This window comes from Brevundimonas vesicularis (assembly GCF_014204545.1).
Classification (GTDB): domain Bacteria; phylum Pseudomonadota; class Alphaproteobacteria; order Caulobacterales; family Caulobacteraceae; genus Brevundimonas; species Brevundimonas vesicularis_B.
This window is the reverse complement of sequence record NZ_JACHLJ010000003.1, coordinates 140,240-166,933: the sequence shown is the minus strand read 5'-3', so window position 1 is coordinate 166,933 and position 26,694 is coordinate 140,240. Positions and strand designations below refer to the sequence as shown.

Annotated in this window: 24 protein-coding genes; 16 read left to right on the top strand and 8 right to left on the bottom strand. The window is 65.2% G+C overall.

Annotation, left to right across the window (positions count from 1 at the left end; translation table 11 throughout):
* Nucleotides 1-52: 52 nt before the first annotated feature.
* The 3 genes from HNP47_RS12645 to HNP47_RS12635 form a co-directional block, all read right to left on the bottom strand.
* Nucleotides 53-634: a hypothetical protein gene (locus tag HNP47_RS12645; RefSeq protein WP_035305748.1), complete on the bottom strand. Its 582-nt coding sequence runs from the start codon at nt 632-634 to the stop codon at nt 53-55.
* Nucleotides 635-1,043: 409 nt separating this feature from the next.
* On the bottom strand, nt 1,044-1,796 hold the full coding sequence (locus tag HNP47_RS12640) for a hypothetical protein (protein WP_035305746.1): 753 nt from the start codon (nt 1,794-1,796) through the stop codon (nt 1,044-1,046).
* A 46-nt stretch (nt 1,797-1,842) separates the two neighbouring features.
* Nucleotides 1,843-2,763 carry a HEPN domain-containing protein gene (locus tag HNP47_RS12635; RefSeq protein WP_035305744.1) on the bottom strand — a complete coding sequence of 307 codons (921 nt, stop codon included), beginning with the start codon at nt 2,761-2,763 and terminating at the stop codon, nt 1,843-1,845.
* 352 nt (nt 2,764-3,115) lie between these two features.
* Between HNP47_RS12635 and HNP47_RS12630 the strand changes: the two genes are divergently transcribed.
* From HNP47_RS12630 to HNP47_RS12610, 5 genes are all read left to right on the top strand, one after another.
* Complete coding sequence (locus HNP47_RS12630) at nt 3,116-3,904, top strand: DUF5677 domain-containing protein (protein WP_035305742.1); 789 nt, start codon at nt 3,116-3,118, stop codon at nt 3,902-3,904.
* Between the two features lie 410 nt (nt 3,905-4,314).
* Entirely contained in the window at nt 4,315-4,827 is a 513-nt protein-coding gene (locus tag HNP47_RS12625) for an RNA polymerase sigma factor (protein ID WP_052004711.1), read from the top strand.
* Nucleotides 4,828-4,842: 15 nt separating this feature from the next.
* Nucleotides 4,843-5,820, top strand: a complete 978-nt coding sequence (locus HNP47_RS12620) for a FecR domain-containing protein (RefSeq protein WP_035305811.1) — start codon at nt 4,843-4,845, stop codon at nt 5,818-5,820.
* Nucleotides 5,821-5,900: 80 nt separating this feature from the next.
* Nucleotides 5,901-8,846 (top strand): TonB-dependent receptor, encoded by a 2,946-nt coding sequence (locus HNP47_RS12615; protein ID WP_184279846.1) that lies wholly within the window; start codon nt 5,901-5,903, stop codon nt 8,844-8,846.
* 9 nt (nt 8,847-8,855) lie between these two features.
* On the top strand, nt 8,856-11,321 hold the full coding sequence (locus HNP47_RS12610) for a prolyl oligopeptidase family serine peptidase (protein ID WP_184279845.1): 2,466 nt from the start codon (nt 8,856-8,858) through the stop codon (nt 11,319-11,321).
* Here the strand turns inward: HNP47_RS12610 and HNP47_RS12605 are convergent.
* From HNP47_RS12605 to HNP47_RS12595, 3 genes are all read right to left on the bottom strand, one after another.
* Nucleotides 11,281-12,573 carry an asparagine synthase gene (locus HNP47_RS12605; protein ID WP_184279844.1) on the bottom strand — a complete coding sequence of 431 codons (1,293 nt, stop codon included), beginning with the start codon at nt 12,571-12,573 and terminating at the stop codon, nt 11,281-11,283. The two genes, HNP47_RS12610 and HNP47_RS12605, sit on opposite strands and share 41 nt — an antisense overlap.
* A gap of 467 nt (nt 12,574-13,040) precedes the next feature.
* Complete coding sequence (locus tag HNP47_RS12600; RefSeq protein WP_184279843.1) at nt 13,041-13,619, bottom strand: lasso peptide biosynthesis B2 protein; 579 nt, start codon at nt 13,617-13,619, stop codon at nt 13,041-13,043.
* A gap of 328 nt (nt 13,620-13,947) precedes the next feature.
* On the bottom strand, nt 13,948-14,433 hold the full coding sequence (locus HNP47_RS12595) for a helix-turn-helix transcriptional regulator (protein ID WP_155988051.1): 486 nt from the start codon (nt 14,431-14,433) through the stop codon (nt 13,948-13,950).
* A gap of 229 nt (nt 14,434-14,662) precedes the next feature.
* Between HNP47_RS12595 and HNP47_RS12590 the strand changes: the two genes are divergently transcribed.
* Genes HNP47_RS12590 through trbB form a run of 4 tightly spaced genes read left to right on the top strand, consistent with a single transcriptional unit; the run spans nt 14,663 to nt 18,548 of the window.
* The gene (locus HNP47_RS12590) at nt 14,663-15,289 is read left to right on the top strand and encodes a GntR family transcriptional regulator (RefSeq protein ID WP_035305731.1); all 627 of its coding nucleotides are present in this window, start codon (nt 14,663-14,665) and stop codon (nt 15,287-15,289) included.
* Nucleotides 15,267-17,162, top strand: a complete 1,896-nt coding sequence (locus tag HNP47_RS12585; RefSeq protein WP_221415119.1) for a type IV secretory system conjugative DNA transfer family protein — start codon at nt 15,267-15,269, stop codon at nt 17,160-17,162. Before HNP47_RS12590 ends, HNP47_RS12585 begins: the two co-directional genes overlap by 23 nt.
* The gene (locus HNP47_RS12580; RefSeq protein ID WP_035306069.1) at nt 17,155-17,592 is read left to right on the top strand and encodes a hypothetical protein; all 438 of its coding nucleotides are present in this window, start codon (nt 17,155-17,157) and stop codon (nt 17,590-17,592) included. Before HNP47_RS12585 ends, HNP47_RS12580 begins: the two co-directional genes overlap by 8 nt.
* Entirely contained in the window at nt 17,592-18,548 is a 957-nt protein-coding gene (gene trbB / locus HNP47_RS12575) for a P-type conjugative transfer ATPase TrbB (protein WP_035306072.1), read from the top strand. The genes HNP47_RS12580 and trbB overlap by 1 nt, the downstream gene beginning before the upstream one ends.
* Before the next feature lie 378 nt (nt 18,549-18,926).
* On the opposite strand, the gene merC is transcribed toward trbB, so the two are convergent.
* Both merC and HNP47_RS12565 read right to left on the bottom strand, forming a co-directional pair.
* The gene (gene merC / locus HNP47_RS12570) at nt 18,927-19,337 is read right to left on the bottom strand and encodes an organomercurial transporter MerC (RefSeq protein WP_035306144.1); all 411 of its coding nucleotides are present in this window, start codon (nt 19,335-19,337) and stop codon (nt 18,927-18,929) included.
* Between the two features lie 267 nt (nt 19,338-19,604).
* Nucleotides 19,605-20,054 (bottom strand): helix-turn-helix domain-containing protein, encoded by a 450-nt coding sequence (locus HNP47_RS12565; protein WP_035306075.1) that lies wholly within the window; start codon nt 20,052-20,054, stop codon nt 19,605-19,607.
* 80 nt (nt 20,055-20,134) lie between these two features.
* Here HNP47_RS12565 and HNP47_RS12560 point away from each other — a divergent pair, with 80 nt between their 5' ends.
* The 7 genes from HNP47_RS12560 (at nt 20,135) to HNP47_RS12530 (ending at nt 26,691) form a co-directional block, all read left to right on the top strand.
* Nucleotides 20,135-20,536, top strand: coding sequence for a mercuric transporter MerT family protein (locus tag HNP47_RS12560; protein ID WP_184279841.1), 402 nt, complete (start codon nt 20,135-20,137; stop codon nt 20,534-20,536).
* Between the two features lie 22 nt (nt 20,537-20,558).
* Nucleotides 20,559-20,867 (top strand): heavy-metal-associated domain-containing protein, encoded by a 309-nt coding sequence (locus HNP47_RS12555; protein WP_035306081.1) that lies wholly within the window; start codon nt 20,559-20,561, stop codon nt 20,865-20,867.
* A 186-nt stretch (nt 20,868-21,053) separates the two neighbouring features.
* Entirely contained in the window at nt 21,054-22,484 is a 1,431-nt protein-coding gene (merA, locus tag HNP47_RS12550) for a mercury(II) reductase (RefSeq protein ID WP_035306082.1), read from the top strand.
* 477 nt (nt 22,485-22,961) lie between these two features.
* Entirely contained in the window at nt 22,962-23,282 is a 321-nt protein-coding gene (locus tag HNP47_RS12545; RefSeq protein ID WP_035306083.1) for a TrbC/VirB2 family protein, read from the top strand.
* Nucleotides 23,282-23,560: a VirB3 family type IV secretion system protein gene (locus HNP47_RS12540; RefSeq protein WP_035306146.1), complete on the top strand. Its 279-nt coding sequence runs from the start codon at nt 23,282-23,284 to the stop codon at nt 23,558-23,560. The genes HNP47_RS12545 and HNP47_RS12540 overlap by 1 nt, the downstream gene beginning before the upstream one ends.
* 7 nt (nt 23,561-23,567) lie before the next feature.
* On the top strand, nt 23,568-25,991 hold the full coding sequence (gene trbE / locus HNP47_RS12535) for a conjugal transfer protein TrbE (RefSeq protein ID WP_035306084.1): 2,424 nt from the start codon (nt 23,568-23,570) through the stop codon (nt 25,989-25,991).
* On the top strand, nt 25,942-26,691 hold the full coding sequence (locus tag HNP47_RS12530; protein WP_035306149.1) for a conjugal transfer protein TrbJ: 750 nt from the start codon (nt 25,942-25,944) through the stop codon (nt 26,689-26,691). The genes trbE and HNP47_RS12530 overlap by 50 nt, the downstream gene beginning before the upstream one ends.
* The last annotated feature ends 3 nt before the right edge of the window (nt 26,692-26,694 follow it).

Genomic DNA, 26,694 nt, shown 5'->3' with positions numbered 1-26,694 from the left:
TCTCAGACGACATTCCCCCTCCTGTCGAGGAGGGGGAACAAAGTCCAGTTCGTTAACGTGAGCGACTGACCAGCCAGGATTCAGAGGGCGTGTGCCCTTCGCCAACCGCCTCGCGGTGATAGCTCGCAAGGCTCTCGATCGCCCGATGCATGGCGTAAGACGCGTCATCGTCAATGTCACGACTCGGGTAGTAAGGGCCTGCTTGGACCGGCGTGTGGATCGCATGTGAGCGGTCGAACCGGAACCACCCGCCCGGCAGAGGGCGCAGCTGAATGTCAACGATCTCGTGGATGCCTGGCAGTTGGAACTGGATGTGATCCTTCCTGAAGACGATGGGATGCAGTTGATCGAAGACGTCTTCGACGTACCGGTCTTCGCGGGGAAGCTCGGGGAAGTTGAACGTGATTTCAGAAGCTCCATGCAGTTCGCTGACCCGATCCGAAAACGCTTCCTGATCAAACGGCCGATACTGACCGTCGTCATCGTTCATCCAGGCTTGAAGGGCTGCGGCCGTTCCAAAGCCGAAGCCCCTCGCAATGGCCTCGGTAAGATGGCTCGAACGCACGTCCTGCTGGCCAGCGAGCGACCGCTTCAAAGATTTGAGATTAGAATGACTCAGATAGAAAACGCGCATTGTCGGTACCTCAGCAAATGGTCGAAGTTCGCCGATTACGCATCGACCTCTGTTGAGGATCGACAGGAGGTGCTTGATCTATCTGCCCGCTTTGACCCGGCGACAGGTCCGGCGAGACGGCCGTGAAACTCTTATAGCACAGCCTCGTGCGCATTGTCATTCATTGAAAGTCGATCGCGGGTGTGGCTGCTTCAGATCGGCGTAAGCCCAGGTTCTAGACCCGCCGTGATCTGACGAAACGTGCAGTTGCCGGGATGCGGGCAGAGATCCGTTGGGTCCTTGCAGGGCCAGCCCTAACTTGGGCCTATGCCTCCTGAGCAAATGCTCAGCCCTCAGCGTCGACTGTCTATGCCAGCAGGCATGCTCATGACCGCATTGCGCAAGGCGGTACCCCGACGAAGGTATCGGCCTAGACCCAGTTGGCGTAGCGCGTTTCCGCCTCAGGAATCTTGGCGAGGGAGGGCTTCGCCTTCGAGAGGAGGATGCGTGCGGCCAAGGTCTCCAGCCGGGTGGCAGCCTTGTCCTTCCATCCGTTCTTTATGGCCCAAGAGCGAATATCGGCAGGCGCGGCCTTGTGCCCCTTATTGCGCAGGATGCGGAAGGTTTGCTCGGCTAAGGCGTCGTCGGATGCGTGTAAGACTTCGGGTCCGAGATTGACTGATCGGCTCAGTGTCTTGAGGGCTTTCTCGACCTTGGGGTCTGCGATGAGGATGACTGGCGCGACCGCAGCCTGACCGTGCACCTGTGGCGTCCATCGCTTCGTCCAGCGGGAAACGGAGTCTGCCCAGCTCGGCACGACCACCACGCCCTCAACATTGGCTAGACCATCCACTTTATCGAGAGCCTGGTCGTCCGCGTAGTAGGCGATAACGACGACTTTCTCAGCGCCCGTCCGGAGCTGGGCGACAGCTTCCGCCAATAGAGTCACACCGCGGGGGAGGGTTACGCTCTGGCCCTCGGCGAGCGCCTTGGTGAACATTGCACCGAGGTGGCCCGCGATAGTCATGGACTTCATCTGGGCGCGGCTCGGGACCGCAAGGATAATCCGATGGGCATCCGTCTCTCCGGGGTCGCACAGATCGAGCCCATAGCTGAGCGCCTCGATCCAGGTGTTTGGATCATGAGGGTCGAGCGGGACGAGAATCCGGGGAATCTGGGGCAATCGCGATCCTGCTGTTCGGTGGGGGTCGGCTACCTTAGCCGATTGATCAGTCGGTTCGACCGGCCTGATCACGCAGGTCGGCTAACCGTTTCTGGCACGCCGCATCGATCAGGCCTCGCAGAATCCCGATCCGTTCAACGAGATATGCCAGCTCTTCGTCGGTGATCTTGAAATGCTTCGAATATCGACCCTTCACATAGGCGGCGCGAAGGAGCTCGAAACTGCGCCGCTGGAGCTTGGTCTCGTGAGGCCAAGCCTGCGCCAGACCAGGCACGAGGGGCTCCGTCAGCCGGCGCAGATTGGTCAGTTTGTGGGACTTCGGTGAATAGCCGGTGAGGACGAGCAACAGTCCGGCGTAGAGGGTTTCGACAGCCTGGTGCAGGAGGAAAGCCGCTTTTCGTGTGTAGCTCCGAGAGCGTGAAACATCTGCTAGGTCGATGAACTCGTCGGCGCTCTCGGTGGCTTCTTCGTAGGTGTCTTCTGCCTCCTGCAATGCCGTTTCCGGCGAGAGCACCATAGACTCGACAAAGTCCACCCCGGGCGTGTTCAGCAGGGTCACGCCGTCGCGGACGATGTCGATGAAAAATGATCGACCGTGCTCCAGCTTGTAGTTCACGTCATCAAGACTGTGGACGATAACGCTGACCGGGGTGCGCAACATTTGGCCGGAGGTGATGTCAGCCAGAAGCCGTTTTTCTGAGTCCTCCCAGAATTCGAAATCCGTCAGGTCCTCATGGTCGACGACGACGAGTAGGTCGAAATCCGAAAAATACCGCCCGACCGGGTCGTGAACCCAGTCGCCGCGCGCGTAGCTGCCGAACAGGATGATCTTGAGGATGCGTCCGTCGCGCAGGCGCTGCGCCTTGCGCGTGGAGGTCGCGACGGCAAACTCTTCCCGCAGGATGGCCACGGCGTGGTCCAGCTCCCGGCGTTTCGCAGGCGTCAATGACTTCAGAGGTTTCTTCATCGGTCCGAGTCTCTCTGATTGGCGGGCAGTCGGCAAGGAAAAGCACGGCTTGCGTGTTGTCTTGGGCGTTTTCGCGGGATGGGGAATCTGCCAGAATGAAGCTCAGCGGGTAGACGTGAATAGAGGTCGGTCTTCGGTCCGGGGAACGCGTGCTTCGGCAGGCGTTAGGATGCGGCCGCCCTTCAATCAGCGCGCCTCTTTGTCGGAGGATTCCAATGCCCGCGCCCCATTCCCTGCTTGCGGGAGTTGCGACGACGTTGCGAGCAGACCCGGGCGCCCGTCGGTGAACCTCAACAGGAAATTGCGCCGACGGCGCCATGCCCTCGGAGCCTGCGATGGAGTATCCGCGCCCGTGACCCCGGTGGATGAAGCTCTGGAAGAGCTCATCCTCGTCAGCGGGTTCTCGAACGATGTCTCCATGGTCTTGACTGGATCGGCGACGGACCGCGCTTGCGAACTGGCGTCTATGGTGCACGCCAAGGCCTGCGCCCATGGTCGGTCGATCGGCTTCGTGTGTCGATCCAACATGTTCGATCATTCTGCGGTGCTGGGCCTCGCGCGCATGATCGTCGAATGCCTGTCGATGTATGCCTACCTGGTCGAACGGGTGAACGAGGAGGACTGGGCCTTCCGCTATGCCGTGCTGCGACTTCACGACACGGTCTCCAGAATCAAGCTGCTTCGCGCCTGGCCCGCATCCGCGGGCACCGCTGACCTGAAGGCGGGTCGCGAAGACCTGATTATGGAAATTCGGTCACATCCGGCTTTCGCGGGCTTCGATGGTGAACAACAGAAGCGCCTCGTGTCAGGCGAAACGATCTTCATCGGCGGTATGCGCAAGTCTGCAGCCCTTGCGGGCTGGAATCCTGATGTTTTCACTGCGCTCTACGGGTACTTCTCAGCCCACCTCCACGCGGCCCCGATGAGCTTCTTCCGCATGGACGATCATCGGGTGGACTATTTCTTTCCCAATGACGCGCAAAAGCAGATCGCCTCCGTCGGTATCGCGACCGCCGCCGCTGCACTGAGACGTCTGTCGCTCCTTCATCTGGGCGATCTCGATTACAGCGGTCACCCTACGCTGTCGGCTGTCATCCCAGCCATGAGGGACGCAGATGCGGCGTCCGAAGTCTTTGGCTAATCCGGATGTCTCCGCGCCAGTTCCCAATGGCCCGCTGCCGCGATAGGGTGCCGAGCGGGCGCCGGTCTATAGGCGCATGTCCATTGTCCGCAGGGACCGGCGAAAGCCTGTAGCGGTCGGACACTCTCTGAAATTTCCGGGCCTTGTGTCGCAAGGTTCCAACGCCCGCCCCTTTCCACCTTTCCGGGTCTTGCGGACCTAAATCAAATCAGCCACGATTCCGATGTCGGCCTTGGCCGATAGGGGCGTGGAATCCCCTGCGACATTCTAGCTGATCATGACGACGACGGTTTCGAGCTGTCCGCCGTCCTGTCTGGACGCGTCGATAACGTCGTCCGACGACCCCTCACGGGCGCAGGTATTTCCATGTGCGACTCTCAGCGCCCCTTCATCTGGATGGAGGCGGTTGCGTGTCGGAAGCCAAGACCGTGGGAGACGAGAACAGCGGCCGGTCCCGCCGGCACGCCCGACTGGAAGCCTTCTATCGCCGCTACTCACCTTGGCTTGTCGCGCGACTTCGTCGCCGGTTCGGCGCGGACACTGAGGATCTGGTCCAGGAAATCTGGCTACGAGTGGCAGCGATCGAGGCGGATCTGGACATCCGTCACCCCCGGGCATTCCTGTTGAAGGTCGCCTTTAACATCGGTCTCAGCGGGGATCGTCAGCATCGGCGGCGGCGGCAGATACTCGACAGCGCCGCTCCGTTGGGAACAATGGCCCTGGAGCCCACCCAGAACGCGGCGGTGCAGATTCAGGAAATCGTGCTCGCCTTGCCACAACCTCTCCGGGATGTCTTTGTGTTATCTAGATTTGGCGGTTTGACGAACAACCAGATCGCCGAGCAACTGGACATCAGTCCGAAGACCGTCGAATGGCGCATGACCAAGGCCTTGGCTCAATGCGCCGCAGAGCTTCGGCGCTAGGGAATGGGGCGTATCATGGGCAACCCGAAAGCACGGGTTGAAACTCCGGACCAGGAAGCGGCCGAGTGGCACGAACGCCTCGGCGCGCGCAGCGTCACGACAGAGACGATCCGGGAGTTTTTCGACTGGCGGAAATCTCCGGCCAACGCGGACGCGTATCGTCGGGTCGAGCTGATCTGGACGGAAAGCCGGAAGCTCGCCGGTCGGCCGGAGATTACCGAGGCGCTCAACGACGCCATGTCGCGTCGACTCCGCAAGACGTCAGAGGATCGATCGACCAGAAGACTGCTGGGCTTGGCCGCCCTCGGCGCAGCTGCGGCACTCGTGATCGGCGGATGGACGTGGTGGCAGGGGCGATCCACCTTCACGACCGGCGTGGGCGAGCAATGGGTCGTACAGTTGGCGGACGGGTCGTCGGTTCGCCTCGACACAGATTCCCGGATGAGGGTCAGGTTCAGCGACGGCCAGCGTCTCGTCGATCTTGAACGCGGACAGGCGATGTTTTCCGTGGCCCATGACGGTCAGCGACCATTTGTCGTCGCGGCGGGCGACGCGCGCGTGACGGCCATAGGGACGGTGTTCGACGTCCAGCGGCAAGGCTCCGGCGTCAGCGTCACTCTGGTCAGCGGCGCGGTGGATGTGACCCGTTTGTCCGGGCCGGAAAGGCCGTTACGACTTGCGGCGGGCCAGGAGGCGCGAGTGACCCCGGCCGGCACAGCCAGTCGCTCGGTTGATTTGCCCACGGCCACCAGTTGGACCGAGGGACGGATCGTGTTCCGAGACACGCCGATGAACGAAGCGGTTGCCGAGGTGAACCGGTACCTCACTGCAAAGGTTGTTCTGGAGGCGAAGGATCTTGCGACAGTGCCGGTCAACGGCGTGTTCAAGACGGGGGATCGTGACGCCTTTGTCGCAGCGGCGTCGGGCGTTTTCGGTCTGGAGCCGTCGGCCGGGCCGGACGGCTCGATCCGATTGTCGGAACGCGGAAAATAAATCCGTCGAGGCTCCGGGGTCGCCCGGGGCCTCGATCACCTCCTCTTCGACGTCGCGTGGCGTCGAGGGGAGCCCTGAATATGAGTCGCTTGAGTCTATTGTCCTGCAGCGCGATCGTCGCCTGCGCCGTATCCATCAGCGCGACGGCCTGCGCTCAGGATGCGCGTGAGTTCAACATTCCGGCGGGTCCGCTGCGCGACGCGCTGAATTTGTTCGCGACCCAGTCCGATAGGCAAATCTTCTTCTCCGGTGATTTGGTCGTGGGCCTTCGGACGGAGGGACTGAGCGGGCGATTTACGGCGCAGGACGCGCTCGCAAGGCTTCTGTCCGGGACTGGTCTGAGCCCGTCCGAGGTCCGCCCCGGCGTCATCTTCCTGAGGCGCGCCGACACGGCCGGCCCGCGCGCGGAGGTCACCACCCAGGTCGAGGACATCATCGTCACCGGCTCCTTGCTCAAGTCGTCCGGGCCGATGTCTTCGCCGGTGGTGATGCTTGACCGCGACGCCTTGGACGCTCGCGGGTTCGCAACAGTGGCGGAGGCGGTGACGGCTCTACCTCAAAACTACGCAGGTTCGGCGACGCCCGGCGTGCAACTCGCGAACTCCGACACTCAAGGCTCGAACAGGGTGGCCGCCACGGGGGTGAACCTGCGCGGTCTGGGGCCGGCATCCACGCTCGTGCTAGTGAACGGCAGGCGGATGGCAGGAACCGGCTTCCGGGGCGACTTCTCCGACATCTCCGCCATGCCCTCCGCGGCGGTCGAGCGCGTCGATGTCCTGCTCGACGGCGCCTCGGCCCTCTATGGCGCGGACGCAGTCGCCGGCGTCGTGAACGTCATCATGCGCCGGTCGTTCGACGGATTAGAGACCCGCCTGCGGGCGTCCGCAGCCGAAGGCGGGGCGGAAGATCTCGTCGGCTCCGTCGTCGGCGGTCGCTCCTGGTCTTCCGGATCGGCTTACCTTGCTTATGAGGTTCAGACGATCAATGCGCTGAACTCGCAGGACCGGCCCTATACCGCCGACGGCGATCTGCGGCCCTTTGGGGGAACGGATCGCCGCCTCACCTTCTCGGCTCCGGGTAACCTGGTCGTCTTCAACCCCGCCACCGCCTCCTATATCTCCCAGTTCGCCATCCGACCGAATGCGTCAGGCTCAGCGCAAAGCGCGGCGGACTTCGTCGCCGGCTCCGCGAACCTGCAAGCGCCCTCATTGGGCGCCGATCTTCTGCCTGGGGTCGAACGTCAGGCGGCCTATGGCGCGGTGCGCCAACAGATCGGCGACCGGCTCGAGCTGACGGCCGATGCGCGGTACAACAAGCGGAACATCGAATACGCCGGGCCCGCAAGCATCGGCCTTATGACGGTCACGGCCTCCAACCCGTTCTTCATCTCTCCGACGGGCGCGGCGTCCCAGATGGTCGGATACTCGTTCGTCCGGGACCTGGGGAATCCGCGTCAGTCTCTGGGGTCGGAAAGCTTCGGTGTCACGGCCGGGGCGAGCTACGATCTCGGCGCGCGATGGTCACTTGAGGGGTACGTCTCGTTCGCCGGCGAGAAAGGGTCCGTTCGGGTTCCGGAACGGGTCAACACTCGGTTCCTGAACGAGGCGCTCGGCGTCACTCCGGACGATGCAGCCACCGCCTACAGCGCCGCCCGCGATGGGTATTTCAATCCCTACGGCACAGGCACGGCGAATTCCGCGACCGTGCTGGACTTCATTTCGAGCGGGTTTTCGGAAACAAGCGACCGCAGCCGGGCGTCGTCCGCCAATCTTCTGGTGCAGGGGCCGATCTTCGCCTTGCCGGGCGGCGACGTTCAGCTCGCCGTCGGCGCCCAGGCGCGGCGCGAGACGTTCCAGGCCAGCAGCACGACCTTCTCCTCCACGCCGGCGCCGGTCTCCACCTCCACGCCGGAGAGGGCGCGCAATATCGAGGCCGTCTTCGCCGAGGCCCGCATCCCGATCGTCGGCGCCGACAATGCGAGGCCTGGTGTACGCAGCCTCGAACTGTCGCTGGCGGGACGGTTCGAGGACTACAGCGACTTCGGGACGACCACCAATCCCAAGGTCGGGATCACCTGGTCTCCCGTCGACGGTCTGGCCCTGCGCAGTTCCTGGGGGACGTCCTTTCGCGCGGCCTCCCTGCCGCAGATCCACGACAATCCAGCGATCTCGGCCACCTTCTTCGCGCGCGCCGACGGAAGCCGAGCCTTGGCCCTGCAGCTGGGCGGCGGCAATCCGGACCTCAAACCCGAGACGGCCGAGACCTTCACGATCGGGGCGGACTTTCGCCGTCGCAACCGACTGACGCTCAGCGCCAACTATTTCGACACCCGCTTCACCGACCGGATCGCCCGGCCCGTAGCGGAGAACCTGTCCGGGGTGCTGACCGATCCGAACCTCGTGAATTTCGTCACCCTCGTCCGTCCGACCGACAACGCGGCGGACCTCGCCCTCGTCCAGAGCTATCTGAGCCGGCCAGCGTTCACAGCCGGCGGCCTGTATCCCGCCACCAACTACGCGGCCATCGTCGACGCGCGTTGGGTGAACACCGGGGCGGTCCGCGTCAGGGGGTTCGACCTCTCAGGGCGGGTTCCGACCGTGCTGGGCCTGGCGAATCTCTCGATTGACGGCTCGGCCTCCTACATTCTCGAATACGAGACCCGGAGCACCCCCACCGCCCCGGTCCGGGAGGTGTCGGGATTGATCGGCTTTCCCGTCAAGTTCCGCTCGAGGCTCGGCGCGACCTGGACCGACGGCGCGTTCGCCGCCAGCCTCCACTGGAACCATGTCGACGCCTATGAGGACCGGGCCGGCGTTCGCATCGACGCCTGGGACACCGCCGACGCCCAGGCGAGCTGGAACCCAGAGACGGGAGCTCTGGCGGGCCTGAGGATCAGCCTGACGGTCCAGAACCTTCTCGATGAGGACCCGCCGTTCTACGACGCCGCGAGCGGGTTCGGCTTCGATCCGGGTCAGGGCAGTCTTCTGGGAAGGGTCGTGGCACTTCAGCTCGTCAAGCGCTGGTAGGCCGGTCCCATGGTCCGGACCCTGTCCGCCCTGGCCGGGGCGTTGCTCGCGCTCATCTGCTTCGTCACGCCCGTGTTCCCGCAGGATCGGGGCGTCACGGTCGAGGATGTCGTCGGACTGGAGGCCTTTGGCCGCGCGGCGATCTCGCCCGACGGGCGCTGGGCCATCTATGAGAAACGGGGTCCCTACGACAGCGCGACGCGGTTCGATCTGGGCCAGCGTGCGTCCTGGACGGTCACCGACCTTTGGCTCGTGGATCTGCGGCGCCCGAACGCCGCGTCCGAGCGGCTTCTCCCAGGCGGACGACCCGGTCTTCTACGCGGGTCCTGGTCGCCGTCGGGCGCTCGCGTCCTGATCTACCGCTTCACCGGCGCCCGGCTTGAGGTCGGCATCGTCACGATGGCCGATCGGTCCGTACTATGGACGGGGCTGACGCCGGAGATGCCGCAGATGGGGGCGGTCGCCGAATGGCGCGGCGATAACGAGGTCGTCGTCATGGCCCGTCGCGACGGCGACCTGCCTTGGCTCCTGCGCTACTACAACGCCAGTCAGACCCGGACCGCGCAGGCCTGGGCGCGAACGGCGTCGGGTCAGGCCCCGTCACGTACGGTCGTCGACACGGCGAACCGCCTGCCCATGGCCGAGGGCGCCGGCAGCCTGCAGACCCTAGTTCTGGTCGACGCCACGACGGGCAAGGGGCGACCTTTGTTTGAAGGCGTCATCGTGGATTTCGCCCTCTCCCCCGACGGCGGCCGGGTCGCCGTGATCGAGGGGGTCGCTCCTCGGCCGCTGCCCACTGATGAGATGTCCCAGTCGGAGGTTCCCTGGGTCCAGCGACTTGTGCTCATCGACCCGCAACGGGTCGTGCGGATTACTCCGGACGCAGACTTCGAAGTAGCCCCGCACCTGTTGCGGTGGTCGCCGCAGGGCGACTCCGTGCTGGTCTGGGGCCGGGCGAGCGGAAAGTCATGGGGCACCGGCGATCTCCGAACAGTCAACCGGAACGGCGCGGTGACTACCGTGGATCGCCACGGGCTGGATCCGACCCCCGGCCGGGCGATCGACCTCGTGACGGGCGTCCGCGCCGACTGGCTGGGGTCCATCCCCATCCTGTTCGCCAGTCAGCCGGGGAGCGGTCGTCGGGACTGGTATGCGCTTCCGCGACACGGCGACGCCCGGTCGCTGACATCGACGATGGCGGCCCCACCGGATCAGATCTCAACCCTCGGCGGCGACGCCTTGCGAGTCATCGCCGATGGCGCCGCCTGGCGCGTCACCCGGTCTGGCGCCCGGAGAGAGACGCCGGCCAACGGGGGGCTGAAGGCCGTCACGCCTTATGACGTCGAGGCCCCTTTCAGGCTGCGGGTCAACGCTGCGCCGCGCCAGACTTGGATGACGGCCCTGACGACAACCGGCGGCGTCGAAATCCTCACCGACGCCAGGATCCAGACGCTCGGGGTCGGAGGCGGCGAACCCCTCGATCTGCTGGCGAGCTCGCACTCCGCCGCGCTCGTGCTAGAGCGCACCGGAGTGTCGGAAGCGCTCTTGCTTCTCACGCCGGGTGAGGCGCGCACGCTCGACCGCGTTAACGTCGGTCTCAGGGAAGTCGCCCTGCCCACGCCGACACCGATCGACCATCTCGATGCGTCCGGCCGCCCGACGCGAAGCTGGCTGTTCCGGCCGCCTTTGGGATCCGGCCAGAAGATCAGGGGGATCATCGTGTCCCTCTATCCCGGGTCGGCCAGTCGCGGCGCCTGGTCCGGTCCCCTCGGTCTGATCTATGGCGTCAGACCGGCCATACTCGTCGGAGACGGCTATGCCGTCCTCAGCGCCTCGATCCCAGGAAGCGAGTACGGCGATGATCCAGCGGACTACTTCACCCGCAGCGTCGATCTGGCGTTCGAGGCCGCAGTCGCGGCCCATCCGGAACTCCCAGCCGACCGGGCCGCGATTTTCGGGCACAGTTTCGGAGGGTATGCGGCGCTCGCGGTCGCCACGCGATCGAGCCGATACCGATCCTACATCGCCTGGGCGGCGACCACGGACATGTTCGGGGCTTGGGGAGAGTTCACCCCGGCCAACCGGGCCGCACCCGAAGAAGGATTCATGATGCTCAATCAGCAGGGGTGGGTCGAAACCGGCCAGGGTGGGCTCGGCGAGTCGCCGTTCGAGGCCAGCCAACGCTATGCGAAAGTAAGTCCCTGGCTCGCGGCGGACCAAATCCACAGTCCCGTCCTGCTGATGACCGCCGATATGGATTTCGTCACGACATCGCAGTCGGAACGGATGTTCAGCGCCTTAAGCCGGCTGGGCGGTCGGGCCCGCCTCGTCACCTACTGGGGCGAGGAGCATTTCAACTGGAGCCCGGCTAACATCCGTGACCTCTACGGGCAGATCTTCGACTGGCTCGAGACGACGCTCGCTGCGGAAGACGTTACCGGGACGAAGCCCCGAACCTCCGGGTCCACACCCTGAGCCAGCCTTCGAAGGCGGCCGCGCGGATGATCGCGCCGAACTGGCCCTTCCACATCAGCGCTTCTTCAGTGAGGGCCGCCTCCGTTCGGGCGCGATCAATCAGACCGGACGCCGCGAGCCTTCCGTCGAGAAGCCAGGGACGGAGGACGTCGAGGCTGGAAAGCACCATCCGGCCATAGATGCGGGTCATGTCACCCTTGGACCGGCGCTCGGCGATCAGCGCGGGGAGTCGGTCCGCGAACGCCCGGCGGACCAGACCGCGGTCGCGCCCGCCGATCGTCAGCAAGGCGGTCGGGATCGCCAGACAGGCCTCGATGACGGGCTGGGCGCAGAACGGGTGCCGGACGTCGATTGTTTCCGTCAGGAGGGACGGACCGTGACGCGACACGCTGTCAATCACGCCGGCGATCTGTCGGATCTTGGCAGGACCGAATGCCTCGCTGCCGGCGAGCCAGGGATGGGACAGCGTTGGAGCTTCTTCCCGGCTTGGGAGCAGGGTGTCGTCACGCAACAGACTGAACCCCTGTTGTCGGGTATCCCGCCGGGCGCGCTGGATCATCGTCCAGACCGAGACCTCGTTTCGAGCGGCGAGCCGAGCGGCATCCTTTGATAGAAGCGCGCGCCATCCTCTCGCTTTCCAGAGGTCGGTAAAAACATCGGGGCTGGCGTTCTGAAGGAAGATGGAGTCTCCGCCCTTGCCCGTCATCAGGGCCGAGGCGCCGGCCTCGGCGACGCGTCGCGCCCACTCCAGGTCATGATGAACGTCGAGCGCATTTAATCCTGGACGAAAGTCCCCCGAAATCTGCTCGAGGAGCGGCTCGGTCAGACTGCCTGTAGCGTGCGGCGCGAACGTCGGCGATATCCCCAGTGTCTGGGCCAGCGCGTGCACGTAGACCCGCTCATCGGCCTCCTGTGTCGCCCCGTAGGCGTTCAGCCAAAGCGCGACAGGGACCTCGGCTCTGCGCACCAGACTCGCGGCGACGCTGCTGGAATCCAGTCCTCCTGACACCTCCGCCGCCAGTGATCCGTCGAGGCCGGCAAGGCCCGCGACGGCGTCGTCAACGGCCGTCGTCAAGGTCTCGATAGCCTCGTCGAGCGTCCAGCGGCGCGACAGGCTCCGCCGTGCGAAGTCCGAGGGCGTCCAGACCGTGGCCGCAGAAGAGGAGAGCGGCAGGGGCTGGACGGTTCCCGGCGCAACCGTGACGGGGCCGTCCATCAACAGCCAGTCCGCAGAACTCATGGGGTCGCGCATGGCCAAACCGAGCCTGTCGTGGTTTGGACACCACCGGATCGCCAGACCTGCAGGGAGCCAGTCAGGCACGCTCGACGCCACGACCAGAAGTCCATCCTGTTCCCAGGCGACACACTCCAGGGCGCCTGACGGGTCACGAAGGAGGGATCGGGCCTGTCCGTCAGCCGCGAGTTGTACGCCCACAAAGCGTCCCCAGAACCGCGCTATCAGTTTGCGCTCGTAGTCCCACGGATCATTCCGTTCAGTTGGAGGGAACTCGGGCCTTCGCCGATGAAGAACATCCCCAACGAGGGTCCAAGATCCCACCGCCAGCCGGTTGGGCCGATGCGGGCCAGCGAGGCCGAGCCACGCCGCTGTGCTCAGTTCCACGACGGCCCATCCGGCGTTTTCGCAGCGGCGGCGAAGATCGGCCGACAGAGCCTTGGCGGCGGTTTGGGAGGACGCGCTGATGAGAACGTAGCGACCCATCAGGCGACCATGATCGGCGTATAGCTACGGACCCGCTCCAGACTGTCGCCTACGAGGAGGTCCTCGACCTGGATCCAGCAGTGCGCCGCGAACGGCCAGGTTCTGACCCCGAAGATCCAGTCGGATGCGATCCCGTGAGAACGAAGAAGGCGCTTCAGAAGAAAACCGCGCTGGAGACATTCGCCCTCGAACGGCGTCCAGGGGAGGGCCGCGCGATAGTCCGCGAGCACCGTCGTCAGATCGGACTTCCGGGCGTCCGACCTTGGGCCGACCTCCACGGCCGCGGTCAGTTGCGCCAAGGTCTTGCGATGGAAGACCACGGTCGAAACGAGGAGATGGGCCAGGGCAAGGGAGACGGGCGCCGCGTCGGTTGAGCCGGCAGACCGCGGCGCTTCATGCGAGGCCAGAACAGGTGTTCGAGGCTCGCGCAGAGGGCGGTCGGTCTGGACGATACCGTGGGTCTCGAGTTCTATCGCGAGGTCGTCGTCGTCGATCGCGATGCGGCCCGCGTCCTCAAGCCTGACGACGGAGCCAGCGCCCAGCAAACAGCTGTACGTGTCGGCGGCGACGTCGAGCATGATGAGATCGTCACCCACCCGGGCGAAATGAATGCCGTCGCGCGGCCAGAGATGTGTGGGCATTTTCTGTACGACCGGTGTGGGCGGCGGTGAGCCGCCGCCCACGTTTTCGTTCAGCCGAGGGCCAGCGGGCGGGGGAACACGCCCATCTCGGTGTCTTCGCCCTGGATGTTGTCCCGCGTCAGAGCCTTGGCGCTGCCGAAGCTGACGAGGCGCAGTTTGGTCGTCTTCATCTCAGTCTCTCCTTGGTTGATCGCCACGGCTGTGGCGCAACCAGTGAGCGCGCAGATCGGTCAGCTGCAAAGCTATATCTGGAGTATATTTGAGCTCAGCGTCCTGGCTTGGGTCGCTTGGCGCGCAGATTGGCCGAGCCTTTCTCGATCCAATCCCGGGCCGGATCTCCTTCGCGCAGCGCCTTGGCGAGCTCCTCGAACATTCGCACGATGGCGGCGATGATGCTCCGGCTGTCGAGGTTGCGGATGTCATCGCCGAGAAGGTGGTCGAACTGTTCGAGCCCGATGGTGTAGATGGAGCCCATCTGGTTCTCTGCGCACCGTCTGGCGTGCTCAGGCGATCCAATCGCCACCGCCATCAGGATCGCTTGGGCGTCGCTTTGCGTCGCGGCGGCGAAGCGGTGGATGTAGTCGAGGTTGAGCCGGGTTTCTCCGGCCTCAAAGCGGGCATAGGTCCGGATGGCGATCCGCATGGCCGCAGCCGTCTCCGCCTTCGTCATCCGGCGGTAGCGGCGCAACGACTTTAGGGTCGCCGAGAGCAGCGCGCCATCGTCTGGAAGTTCCGGGTCGTCTCCACTCATCCGCGCATACCCTTCCGTCTTCCGACGTAGAATCAGTCCGGCTTCTGATCAACGATCACGTGTGCGGCTGCGAAAGCAAACAGGAAAATCGGCCACATATCGGCATGTTTTGCAGCGCCTCCTGACCGAGATTCGGACGATTTGCGACCGAGACGGATCGCCCGTGGCTGCAACTCATTGGCGAGGCGTGGGCAGGCGCCATAGTGGGCGTTTGCCATCGGAGCTCACCTTGATCCGCAAGCATGACCCTTTCACCCTGGCCCTGGAAAGCCTTCGCGCACGGGCCGAACAGGGCGCCTTCACGCCGGGAGCCCCGGTGGTGATCATCGAGGAGGCGCGCCGGCTGAATCTATCCGCTACGCCGGTTCGCGAGGCCCTGGGCTGGCTGTGTGGGTTCGGCCTGATCGAGCGAGCGCCCCTGGGAGGCTTTCTGGCTCCCCGACTTGACGCCGCTCTTGTCCGCGACAGGTTCGCCTTCCGCCTGCTGTGCCTCACGACCAGCCTGAAGGGCGGGGATCCCGCGGCGAGACCCGTACTGCGCGGCGGTGGACTGCAGAGAACATGCCGCACCCTTTCCGATCACATGTTCAGGGCGGTTAGAACCACAGGCAATGCGGCCTTGGTGGACGCCTATGACCGGGTGAACAGTCCGCTGTTGCAGCTGGCCGAGGCGGAACGCCGGGTGTTCGAGGATTTCGACCATGAGGCGGCGGCGCTGGTGGGTCTGTTTAAACGGTCGTCGGGAACAGATTTGGTCGACGCCTTGACCGCCTATCACCACCGTCGAATGGACGCCGCTCCTTCGTTGATCCTTGAAGCTGAAGCTGGCCGGGATGTCCGGCCTCCGGACTCCTGAGGTGTGGGCCAAGCTGACAGGATTGGGGTTCGGCCTCGCCGTGGGCGCCCAGGGCGCGACGGAGATGTTCGCCTGGACCTACCATTGGGCCGACGCTCTGGGACCGGCATGGCGCATCGGCCCCGACCTCGCCCTCTATCCGCCCTGGGCCATTTTGCACTGGCGGTATGCCTTCGGCGCCGAGGCGCAGGCCGTGATGTCGCGGTGCGCGCCGTTGATCCTGGTCGGCGGCGTCGGGGGGCTGGGGTTGGGGACGCTGGCGGGAGACAAGACCCATCGACGCATCCGGGGCTGGGGAGAGCTCAAGGACGCCAAAGGCGCCGGGCTGACTGCCCTCGGCGGATGCATCCTCGGCGTCCTTGGACGACGCGTTCTCGCAACGACCGACCTCCGTCCCAGTCTCGTGACCGGCGGCACCCGGTCGGGCAAGGGGCGCGGCCACGTCATGCCGACGCTGTTGTCGTGGAACTCCAGCGTGCTGGTTCATGATCCCAAGCGGGAGCTCTGGCGGCTCAGCAGCGGCTGGCGCGCCCGGTTCAGCCACGCACTGTACTTCGATCCGCGCGATCCAGCCTCGGCCTGCTGGAATCCGCTCGCGGAAATTCTGCCGGGACCGGGAGAGCTCGCCCACGTTCAGCGACTGGTCTCCATTCTCTCCGATCCCGGCGGCGTCCGCGATGATGAGGCGATCTGGGACAAGGCTGCGTCGGAAATCCTCGAGGCCGTGATCCTGCACGTCCTCTACACCGCCGAGGATGACGAAAAGACCCTGGTCAAGGTCCGCGAAATGTTGGCCGACCTCGACAGCGCCGCCGACGTCATGACCAAAACTTTGCACCGTCCGGGTCCAAGCGGCGAACCGAAGACACATCCGTTCATCGCCACGGCGGTCAAGGGCTATGCGGCGATGCATGATCGCTTCCGGACCTCGGTCCAGGGGACGGCGCGCTCCTACCTCAAATGGCTGGCGGGCGAGGACATCGAGCGCTCCCTGTCCCGGTCGGATTTCTCCATGGGGGACCTGATGTGCGCTGAGGCGCCCCTGTCTCTCTATGTTCAGGTCGCGCCGGCTGACAGCGCAGCGCTGAGGCCCTTGGTGCGTCTTTTCTTCTACGCTGCAGCCCAGTCCCTGACGGTTCGGGAGACCGAAGCCGCCGATGGGCGGCCCAAGCGCCATAACCTTCTCATGCTGATGGATGAGTTCCCGTTGCTCGGCCGGGTCAGTTTTTTCGAGAAGTCCCTGCGCCTGCTCAGCGGCTACGGGGTCAAGGTGATGTTCGTCGCCCAGTCTCTTAACGATATCGTCGAGACCTACGGCGCCAACAACACCATTCTCGACAACCTCCATATCTACACGGCCTTCAGCGCGCTCGATCCTCTGACCCAGGACAAGGTGTCGAAGCTGACGGGGTCCGTGCTGGAGACCCGGACCAGCCGCAGTTCGCCGGCGGGGCTGGCGGCTGGCCGCAGCTCGGTGTCCCGGTCGCAGATCGAGCGGCCGCTGCTGGAGCCGGGCGAGATCCGCGCCCTTCCGGACGACATCCAGCTGGTGTTCGCCGCCGGCGCCCGACCGCTGCGGACGACCAAGCTTCTCTATGACGTCCGCGAACCGTTTCGGACCCGGGCGCGCGACCACGCGCCTGACCAAGAAGAACGGCTAGATGCGCCGCCCGGAACTCCGCACCCATGGGCCGGTCGCCGCAGTCTGGGCGAGGATGCAGAGGCGTCTCTGCCGCTGTTCAAGGAAGTGGCCGCAGCGATGGACGACAAGAAGGTCGCAGCGCGTGTGGCCGATATCTACGGGCGGGTGGCGCAGGAGATGGCCGCGCAGGATGCGGCGTTCGATCATTTGCGAGGTCTAGGCGATGGCTAGGAAAGAAGCGGCGAGCGCCCGCGTTCAGGTTTATCTGACCGATCCTAAGATCGTATCCGGTCTCAATCGGGAGGCGCGCAGCGGCAAGATGCCGCTCAGTCAGGCGGCGGGCCGGGCCATCGCCCGTGGCCTGCAGAAGAGTCCCCAGGCTGATCCCGAGGATCGTCTGCTGCAGCTCGAACGGTCGCTTCGCGACCATATGCGATCCACGGCTCGCGACATGCAGATCGTCCAGGAATTGCTGATCGAGGTGGCCCGCGCCTTCTTCGTCCGGCTCCCCGACGCGATCGTCGACGAGGACCCCACGGTCCAGGCGGCCGTCGATCGTCGTATCGAACGACTCCTGGACGCCACGGCCGCCCGCATTGTCGCCGGACGGACTGAACGTCCCGTGCCCGACGAAGGCCGGGCGTTCGGCCAGGCCAACTGATGGCGGTCCATCCGATCATCGCCGAGCGCAAGCTCGAGGCGCTGCGCCATGCATTGGGCGACACCATTCTGGCGGCCCTGGTCGAGCCGGCGGTCGTCGAGATCCTCGTTAATCCCGATGGCCGTCTGATCCTCGACCGCAGCGGCGAAGGGCGTCGGGATACAGGCGCGACGCTGTCGGCGGAGTCGCGGGAGCGCGTCATTCGTCTGATCGCAGACTATGTCGGCGAGACCGTAACGCGCGACGATCCCCGGCTCGCTGGAGTCCTGCCTGGGACAGGTGAACGGTTTCAGGGCATGCTGCCGCCGGTCACGAGCGCGCCTGCGTTTTCGATCCGCAAACGACCTTCTGTAATCTGGAGTCTCGAAGACTATGTCCGCGACGGCGCCATGACCGATCAGCAGGCGGTCGTGCTGCGTGGCGCTGCGGAGCAGCGACTCAACATCCTCATCTCGGGAGGCACCGGATCCGGCAAGACCACCCTCGCCAACGCCGTTCTTGCGGAGCCGGCCTTCGCCCGGGATCGAGTCTTTCTCGTTGAAGATACGCCAGAGCTTCAGTGTTCAGCCTGGGACACTGTGTCGGTGTTGACCCGCCGACAGCCGATCCCGATCGGTGTGGTCGATCTGGTTCGTGACGCGCTGCGGATGCGACCCGATCGGATCGTCGTCGGTGAAATGCGCGACGGGGCGGCAGCGCTGGAGACCTTGAAGAGCTGGAACACGGGCCATCCCGGCGGACTGTCGACCCTTCACGCCAACTCGGCCGACGATGTTCTGCGTAGAATCGAAGACCTGATTGCCGAAGTTTCGTCGCGTAAGCCGAGCCGGGCGATCGCTCAGGCGGTCGATCGAATTGTCCACATCCGGCGGACCGCCGCCGGACGGCAGGTCGAAGCTGTGCTCGGGGTCGAGCCCGCAGGCGACGACGGCTACGCGATCAGCGTCCTGGCCTGATTTTGGTCGAACGTATTCGGCGGGGCCGATCACCTTGCCGTCGGCGAGGGCGACAGCGTGGTCGGCCGACAAATAGTCCAGCAGCGCCAAGCGACATGGGCACCGATTCGGCCGGCGCTAGAACAAGGGCGACAGGCAGCAGCCAAGGTTGGGTCCTCACGCCACTTCTTCGGGTCTAGCTCGCGTAACCAGACCGGCCGCATCGCTTCGGAACGGAGATAGAGTCTGTGGGCCCTGCAGATTCAAGGACATGACTCAGCGCTCTGAATCTCCTTACCACCGATCCTGTTCTGACGAACGATGAGTTGGCCGCAGGGTGTGATCCTACGACGAGAGGCCTTGGTGCTCATCCGCTCGTCTTTACCGGGGAGAGGGAACTCAAGCCGCGCCGGTGAGCCTCCTTTTCGGCGTGGACACCAGATCCCAGATCGACACAGCGATCATCAACGTCAGCCCTGGGTAAAGGAGCCAAGCCGTGGGCCAGCCAAAGCTCGCCATCAGCAAGGCGGCGGCCAATACCAGCAGAGGTCCGACCATGCCTAGGGTCATTCTCGACCATCGCCGATGGCGCATGCCGCCGGCCACATTGGCGGCCAACGCGATGACCGCGAACAGAGGGAGCAGGTAGCGGATGAAGACCCCTTCATACTGACTCAAGAAGCCTAGACCCAAGGCTGCAGCCAAGCTGCCGAGTGCGGGAAAACACGCCGCACAGCCCATAGCCGCGACAATCGCGCCGACTACGCCCGCCTTGTCAGCTGCGCGGGTGATGGGTTTTTGGTCCGGCATGATTTTCCTCGGTGAGCTGGATACGGCGATCTGACCCCAGCAAGGGTTGAGCGCGCTGGTGTCGACCGTCTCGGACAACAGAGTAGGGTCTGTAGTCCCTACAGATACAAGAGCGTTCTCGTCTTTGCAGAATCCGTCGAGTCGACTGCGTGACGTGGTGAGGCGAGGCTCACCGTCACGGAACAGCGCCAGAGATCAACGGCCAGAACCCTGGATGAGGCGGGATACAAAGTCCGATCCTGAAAGCTGCGGGCGGGCAGGGGCCGTTCACCGCGCCGGCCGGCTCCCGGCCTCGGAATCAAACAGGGCTTCCAGGATCGGGCAATCCGGCGTGGTGCCATCGGCGCAGCGCGAGACCATCTCGACGAGCACCTCTTCCATCTTCCTCAGGGCAACCAGCTTGGAGCGGACGTCGCCCAGATGGGCGGCGGCGACCACGCGTGCCTCCGCGCACGGAAGATCGCGCTGCTCGGCCAGTTCGAGCAAATCCCTTATTTCATTCAGCGTGAACCCAAGCTCCCGGGCCCGGCGCACGAAATTGAGCCGGAGCAGATGGCCGCGGCCATAGAGGCGGTGTCCACCCCTGCTGCGAGCAGGCGCGGGCATCAGGCCGATCTTCTCGTAATAGCGCACGGTTTCGATGTTGACCCCGGTCCGCCGGGATAACTCGCCAATAGGAAGCTGTGGGGCCGTATCCCGCAGGGCCGATTTGTCCATAAAGCGTTTTACCCCTTGTATCTGTAGTGACTACAGACCCTACCTAGTGTGTATCGACCCGTGAAGACGTGAGAGTGTCAATGGCAGACGGCAAGCAAGAACTCGGCGGACATTTGGCGCGCAACGACAAACCCAACGCTCGCAGGTGGCTTGCCGTCGGAGGACTTGTCGCCGCGATCGGCGCGACTTCCTGCTGTGTATTGCCCCTGACCTTGTTCGCGCTCGGAATCAGCGGAGCATGGATCGGCAACGTCACGGCGTTGGCCCCCTACCACCTTTATTTCGTGGCCGCCGCCGTGGTCTTCGTGAGCCTCGGCTTCTACCGGGTCTACCGTCAGCCGCGGGCCCTCTGCGCCGAAGAGGTGAACTGCGCCCGGCCTCCCTCGACCCGCCTCGTCAAGATCGCGCTCTGGACGGCGACCCTGCTTGTCGTCCTCGCTCTGGCATTTCCCTATGTCGCGCCGCTGCTGATCGGCGCCTGATTTTTTCTTGGAGACTACGATCATGAGCCTTTCAATCCGCACCGCCCTCGTTTTCGCGGCGGCTCTCACAACCGCCGATGCCGCCAAGGCCGCCGAACGCACGGTGAGGCTCGACGTTAGCAATGTGTCCTGCGGGACGTGCGCTCCCATCGTCCGTCGGACCATCTCGCGCGTGCCCGGCGTTGCGGCGGTGACCGTCACCGTGACCCCGGGCGGGACTGGACAGGCCGTGGCGATGGTGACCTATGATGACGCCCGGGTGACGCCTGCCGCCCTTGCGCTCGCATCGACCAGGGCCGGCTATCCCGCGCGTGTTCAGGCGGGCCGATAGAGGCTGCCGGCATCCGGTCGTGACGCCTCGAGGCTAACATTCGATCAGGTTTCCCGCGGTCAGTCTCCGCGTCAGCAGACGATCGTGATGACATCCAGCTCGCGCCGCTATCCGACGAAGGCCGGGCCTGTCGGGTTTGAAGCCGCCTTGTTAGCGGCAGAGTCTATTTAGAAGGATCCGGACCGAATGAGTGATTGTTGCACGCCCTCACGAGATATCGCCAAGACCTACGATCTCGTCGTGGTGGGGGCGGGATCGGCCGGATTTTCGGCCGCCATCACGGCGGCGGAACAGGGCGCTCGGGTCGCGCTCGTCGGAGACGGAACGATAGGCGGAACTTGCGTCAACGTCGGATGCGTACCGTCCAAGGCCATGATCCGGGCGGTCGAACCCCTACACCAGGCCCGGGCCGCGAGCCGCTTCGACGGCGTCCGGGCATCGGCCGCCATCGCTGAGTGGTCCGAGACGGTTCGCCAGAAGGACAGACTGGTCGACGACCTTCGCCAGGCCAAGTACGAGAACGTGCTGCAGGGCTATGACGCCATCACCTACCACGCTGGCGCGGCGAGACTCATCGAGGGCGGCGTGGAAGTCGGAGGCGTCCGGCTGACTGCGGATAAGGTGATCATCGCGACAGGTTCCCGTCCAGGGGTTCCAGCGATCTCCGGCATCGAGTCCGTGCCCTACCTGACCAGTACGACCGCGCTCGAACTGGAGTCCCTGCCCCGATCGATGCTGGTTATCGGCGGCGGCTATATCGGCGCGGAACTGGCCCAGATGTTCAGCCGGGCGGGCGTCCGCGTCACCATCGCCTGCCGCTCCCGGCTATTGCCTGAGGGCGAACCCGAAATCAGCGAGGCGCTGCAACGCTATCTCACCGAAGAGGGTGTCAAGGTCGTGGCGGGGGCCGTATACGGGGCCATCAACTCGTCCGGCGAGGAGGTGACGCTCACCTTCACGCAGTCCGGCAGCCCCGGGGCGATCACCGCGGAGCGTGTTCTGAACGCGACGGGCCGGGTTCCTAACTCCGAGGGGATGGGGCTATCCGAGATGGGCGTTCAGATGTCCCCAACGGGAGGCATCGTTATCGACGACCGGATGCGCACGACGCGCGCGGGCGTCTACGCCGCGGGCGATGTCACCGGGAGCGACCAATTCGTCTATATGGCCGCCTACGGCGCGCGACTGGCCGCTAGGAACGCCCTGAACGGCGATACTCAAGTCTACGACAATCGCGCAATGCCGGCGGTCGTCTTCACCGATCCGCAGGTGGCGACGGTGGGACTGACGGAAGCTGCGGCCCTCGCGGCTGGTCACGATGTCCAGACCTCGATGATCACCTTGGACCATGTCCCTCGCGCGCTCGCAGCCAGGGACACGCGTGGACTCATCAAGCTGGTGGCGGATCGCAGCACGCGGCAACTCCTCGGCGCGCATATTCTAGCGCCGGAAGGGGCCGACAGCATCCAGACCGCAGCGGTGGCGATCAAATGCGGAATGACGGTGGAGCAGTTGGCCGACACGATCTTCCCCTATCTTACGACCGTCGAGGGCCTGAAGCTGGCCGCACTGACATTCAACAAGGACGTCAGCAAACTCTCTTGCTGCGCCGGTTGAGGGCACGACCGGACGCTTTCGATTTCGCCATCTGTCGGGTTGGGGAAGCCAGTCGTCCAAATTTTCCTCTGAACACCGCGCCGCACGATCATCCATTGATCGATTAGATGCCCACATCTGGCGCGCCCTGACCGGGCGGAAGGTCCAGGCTGTGGTCGGCGTCGAGCCGTTGGGTGACGACGGCTACGCAATCAGCGTCTTGGCTTGAGGCCAATCCTTCACCTGAAATTGAGGCGGCGTCGTTTGGCAACGAGCGCTGTCGGGCACGAAACGCAAGTCGTGGGAAGTCGCCATCGAGGTCGGGGCGACTTTTGGACCACAAGTCATCACAAGTCATATTTTGAGTCTTTTCGAGTTGTCTGACAGTCGTTTGCAAGTCGCGTAAAATAATCGATCCACACAGTTGACAACCTGTGGATAGATTTGCTTGCAATGTGATGCATCGCGCTGAGACGCGCTGAACACAGGAAGCAAGACATGCGTGGAAGACTTGGGCGCCGCCTGTTCGGCGCGATGATGACGTGCGGCCTGATGATGGCCCGGCCGGCCCTGGCCGGAGGTTCAGGGATGCCCTGGGAAGGGCCGCTCCAGCAGGTGGTCCAGTCCATCACCGGGCCCGTGGTCCAGGCCGCAGCGGTCGTTGCGGTGGTCGTCTTCGGCGCCGGGATCGCGATGAGCGAGAACGGTTCCTCGATGCGGCGCGGTCTGGGCATCATGTTCGGCCTTTGCATCGCCTTCGCGGCCTCGACCTTCTTCCTCGACTTCTTCGGCTTCGCCGGCGGGGCGGAGATCGGATGATGGCCGGCTCCCTCCAAGACGGCCGACCGGAGGGCTGGGACCTTCCGGTCGCCCAGGCCCTGACCGAGCCCGTCCTCATGGCCGGGATGCCGAGAGACTACGCCATCGCCATGGGCACGATCGCCGTGGTGCTCGGCCTCGCACTGCGGATCTGGTGGCTCGGCCTCCTGTGGTGGGCCGTCGCCCATGCGATCGGCCTGTGGGCGGCCAGGGCGGACCGCCGGTTCTTCGACGTGCTCCGGCGACACCTCGCCCTGCCTGGCCATCTGGACGCGTGAGGGGCCGATGCGCTTTCTCGAAGAACATCGCAGACGCCCGGCGGCCTTGGCCGACCACCTGCCCTGGGCCGCCTTGGTCGCGCCGGGCGTGGTCCTCAACAAGGACGGCTCGTTCACGACGGCTTTTCGGTTCCGGGGACCGGACCTGGAATCCTCGACCGAAGACGAGCTGATGGCCGTCCGGGCGCGTCTGAACAATGCGCTCAAGCGGCTCGGGACGGGCTGGTGCCTGCATATGGAGGCGCGCCGCCGCGAGGCCGCCCCCTATCCGGAGAGCGCGTTCGACCTGGATGTCGCCTGGCTTCTCGACGAGGAACGTCGGAGCCGCTTCGAGGCCGGCGACCCGGCCTTCGAGACGGATTTTCGTCTGGCCCTGACCTGGCTGCCGCCGGCCGACGAGACGCGGAGAATGGAGCGCTGGCTGTTCGACGGCCTGGCCAAGGGCGGCGCGGACTGGCGCCAGGCCGTGGCGGTCTTCACCCGCGAGGCGGCGACCACGCTCGACCTCCTGTCGGACGCCCTTCCCGAGATCGACCCGCTAGACGACACCGACCTGCTGACCTGGTTGCACGACTGCGTGTCGCCCAGGACCTTCCCGGTCGCCGCGCCGGATTCGCCGATGTATCTGGACGCCTGGCTGGCGGACGCCGACCTCTCGGGCGGGATCGCCCCACGCCTCGGCGATCGCTGGCTCAAGGTCGTGTCCGTGCGGGGTTTGCCATCGGTCACCCGGCCCGGGTTGCTCGACGCGCTGGGCGCCCTTCCTTTTCCCTACCGTTGGACGGCCCGCTGGATCGGTCTCGACAAGCCGGAGGCCGAGCGCGAGATCGTCAAGCTGAGGAAGCGCTGGTTCGCCAAACGCAAGGGTGTCGGTGTTCTCCTGCGTGAAGCCATCACCAAGGAGGAGGTGCCGCTCCTCGATACCGACGCGGCCTCCAAGACCGAGGAGTGCGATGGGGCGCTCGCTGCCCTGGGGGCCGAGGCCTGCGCTTTCGGCTATCTCACCCTCACGGTAACGGTGCTGGATGCGACGGAAGAGGGCGCTGCCGCCAAGGCGCGAGCCGTCGAGGCGGCCTTGAACGCCCAAGGTTTGCTGGCCCGGATTGAGGATTTGAACGCCGTTGAGGCCTGGCTTGGCTCACTGCCCGGCGAGCCCTATGCTGACGTCCGCCGGCCGCTCGTCTCGACGCTGAACCTGGCCGATCTGCTGCCGGTATCGGCGGTCTGGGCCGGCCCGTCCGTGGACCTCAATCTGGACGGCCCACCGCTGGCGACGGCCCGGACGACGGGATCCACACCTTTCCGGCTGGTGCTCCACGTTGGCGATGTCGGCCACGCCATGGTCGTCGGACCCACGGGCTCGGGCAAGAGCGCGCTTCTGTCCTTCCTGGCCCTGCAGTGGTTCCGCTACCCCGAAGCGCGGGTGGTGTTCTTCGACAAGGGCCGATCGGCGCGGGCCGCGACACTCGCTGCCGGCGGTTGCTGGCGTGCACTGGAGCCCGGCGCGCGGTTCTCGCTGCAGCCTCTGGCGCGCATCGACCAGGAGATCGAACGGGCCTGGGCGTCGGAATGGATCGCAGAGACCGTCCGGCTCGCGGGGCTGGAGCCTGTTCCAAGGATTCGTGAAGAGATCTGGGCGGCGCTCGCGGCCCTGGCCGACGCCCCCGTGCCGCAGCGCACTCTGACCGTCTTCTGCGCCCTGGTTCAGGACAAGGCCGTCGCTGCGGCGCTGGAGCCCCTGACACTCAAAGGTCCGCACGGCGCCCTGCTCGACGGAGAGGGCGAGGCGCTCGTTCCGAGCCGCTTCGACACCTTCGAGCTCGAAAGCCTGATGACCACGCCCTCGGCCGTGGCTCCGGTTCTAGCGGCGCTCTTCCATCATCTCGAACGCAGCTTCGACGGTCGGCCCACGCTGCTGGTGCTCGACGAGGCCTGGCTCTTCCTCGGCGAGACCGCCTTTGCCGCCAAGATCAGGGAGTGGCTGAAGACCCTGCGCAAGAAGCGGGTCGCCGTCGTGTTCGCGACTCAGAGCCTGGACGACGTGGCCGCCTCGCCGATCGCCTCCAGCCTGATCGAGAGCTGCCCGACCCAGGTCTTCCTGCCCAACCCCCGCGCGCTCGAACCCTCGTCGGCACGGCTCTACCAGGCCTTCGGCCTGAACCGCCGCCAGCTCGAGCTGATCGCCTTCGCCACGCCCAAGCGGGCATATTACTGGCGCCAGCCGCGCGGCCGACGCCTGTTCGACCTGCGCCTGACCGGCGTGGCCCTAGCCTTGTGCGGGGCCAGCGCACCGGAAGACCAGACCCTCATCGACGACATTCTCGCCGCCTCCGGAGGGGCCGGATTCGCGCGGGAATTTCTCACAGCCAAGGGAGTGCACAATGTTGATGCTGTTTTCGACGCCTTCGCCCGACCGCTCGCGGCCGAATAGGCCGGCCCAGATCCTGGCCGCCGGCCTCATCGCGGTCAGCCTGCTGGCGACCGCGACCCCGGCGCCTGCACAACAGGTCGTCTTCGACCCCCGCAACCACATCGAAAACGCGCTTCAGGCGGCGCGTCAGCTGGAGAGCCTGGCCAATGAGGCCAAGAGCCTTGCGGCCTCGCCTTACAGCCACCTGACCGGCAACAGCCAGGCGTTGCGCGACATGGCCGAACTGGCCCGCACGGCGCGCGGAATCGCCAGCTCGGTCGGCGGCCTGGAGCAACAGTTCCAGAGCCTCTATCCCGATGACCTGTCCGGTTCGGACATGCTGCGCCTTCTGGAGCAGGGTCAGGCCCGCACCGCGAACGCCCGGCGCACGGCCGAGGATGTTGCGCGCACGGCCGCCGAACTCGAACGTTTGGGACAGGGACGCAATCAGCGGCTGACCGGCGCCCTCTCGGCCAGCGAGGCCGCCGCAGGCCAGACCGCCGCGATCCAGTCCTCCAACCAGATGCTGGCTGTCCTGGCCGAGGATCTGGCGGCGCTGCGCACCATCATGCTGGCCCAGTCCCGGCTTCTGGCCGAGGCGACGGCGCGCGACGCCGCAACCCAGGCCTCGGGGGACGAGGCCCGTCGCCGCCGCTGGGCGGGCTCGGCCGGAACGCCCGCCGCACCGGCCTTCGATCCCCTGTCGCACGCGCGGGACTGAGGA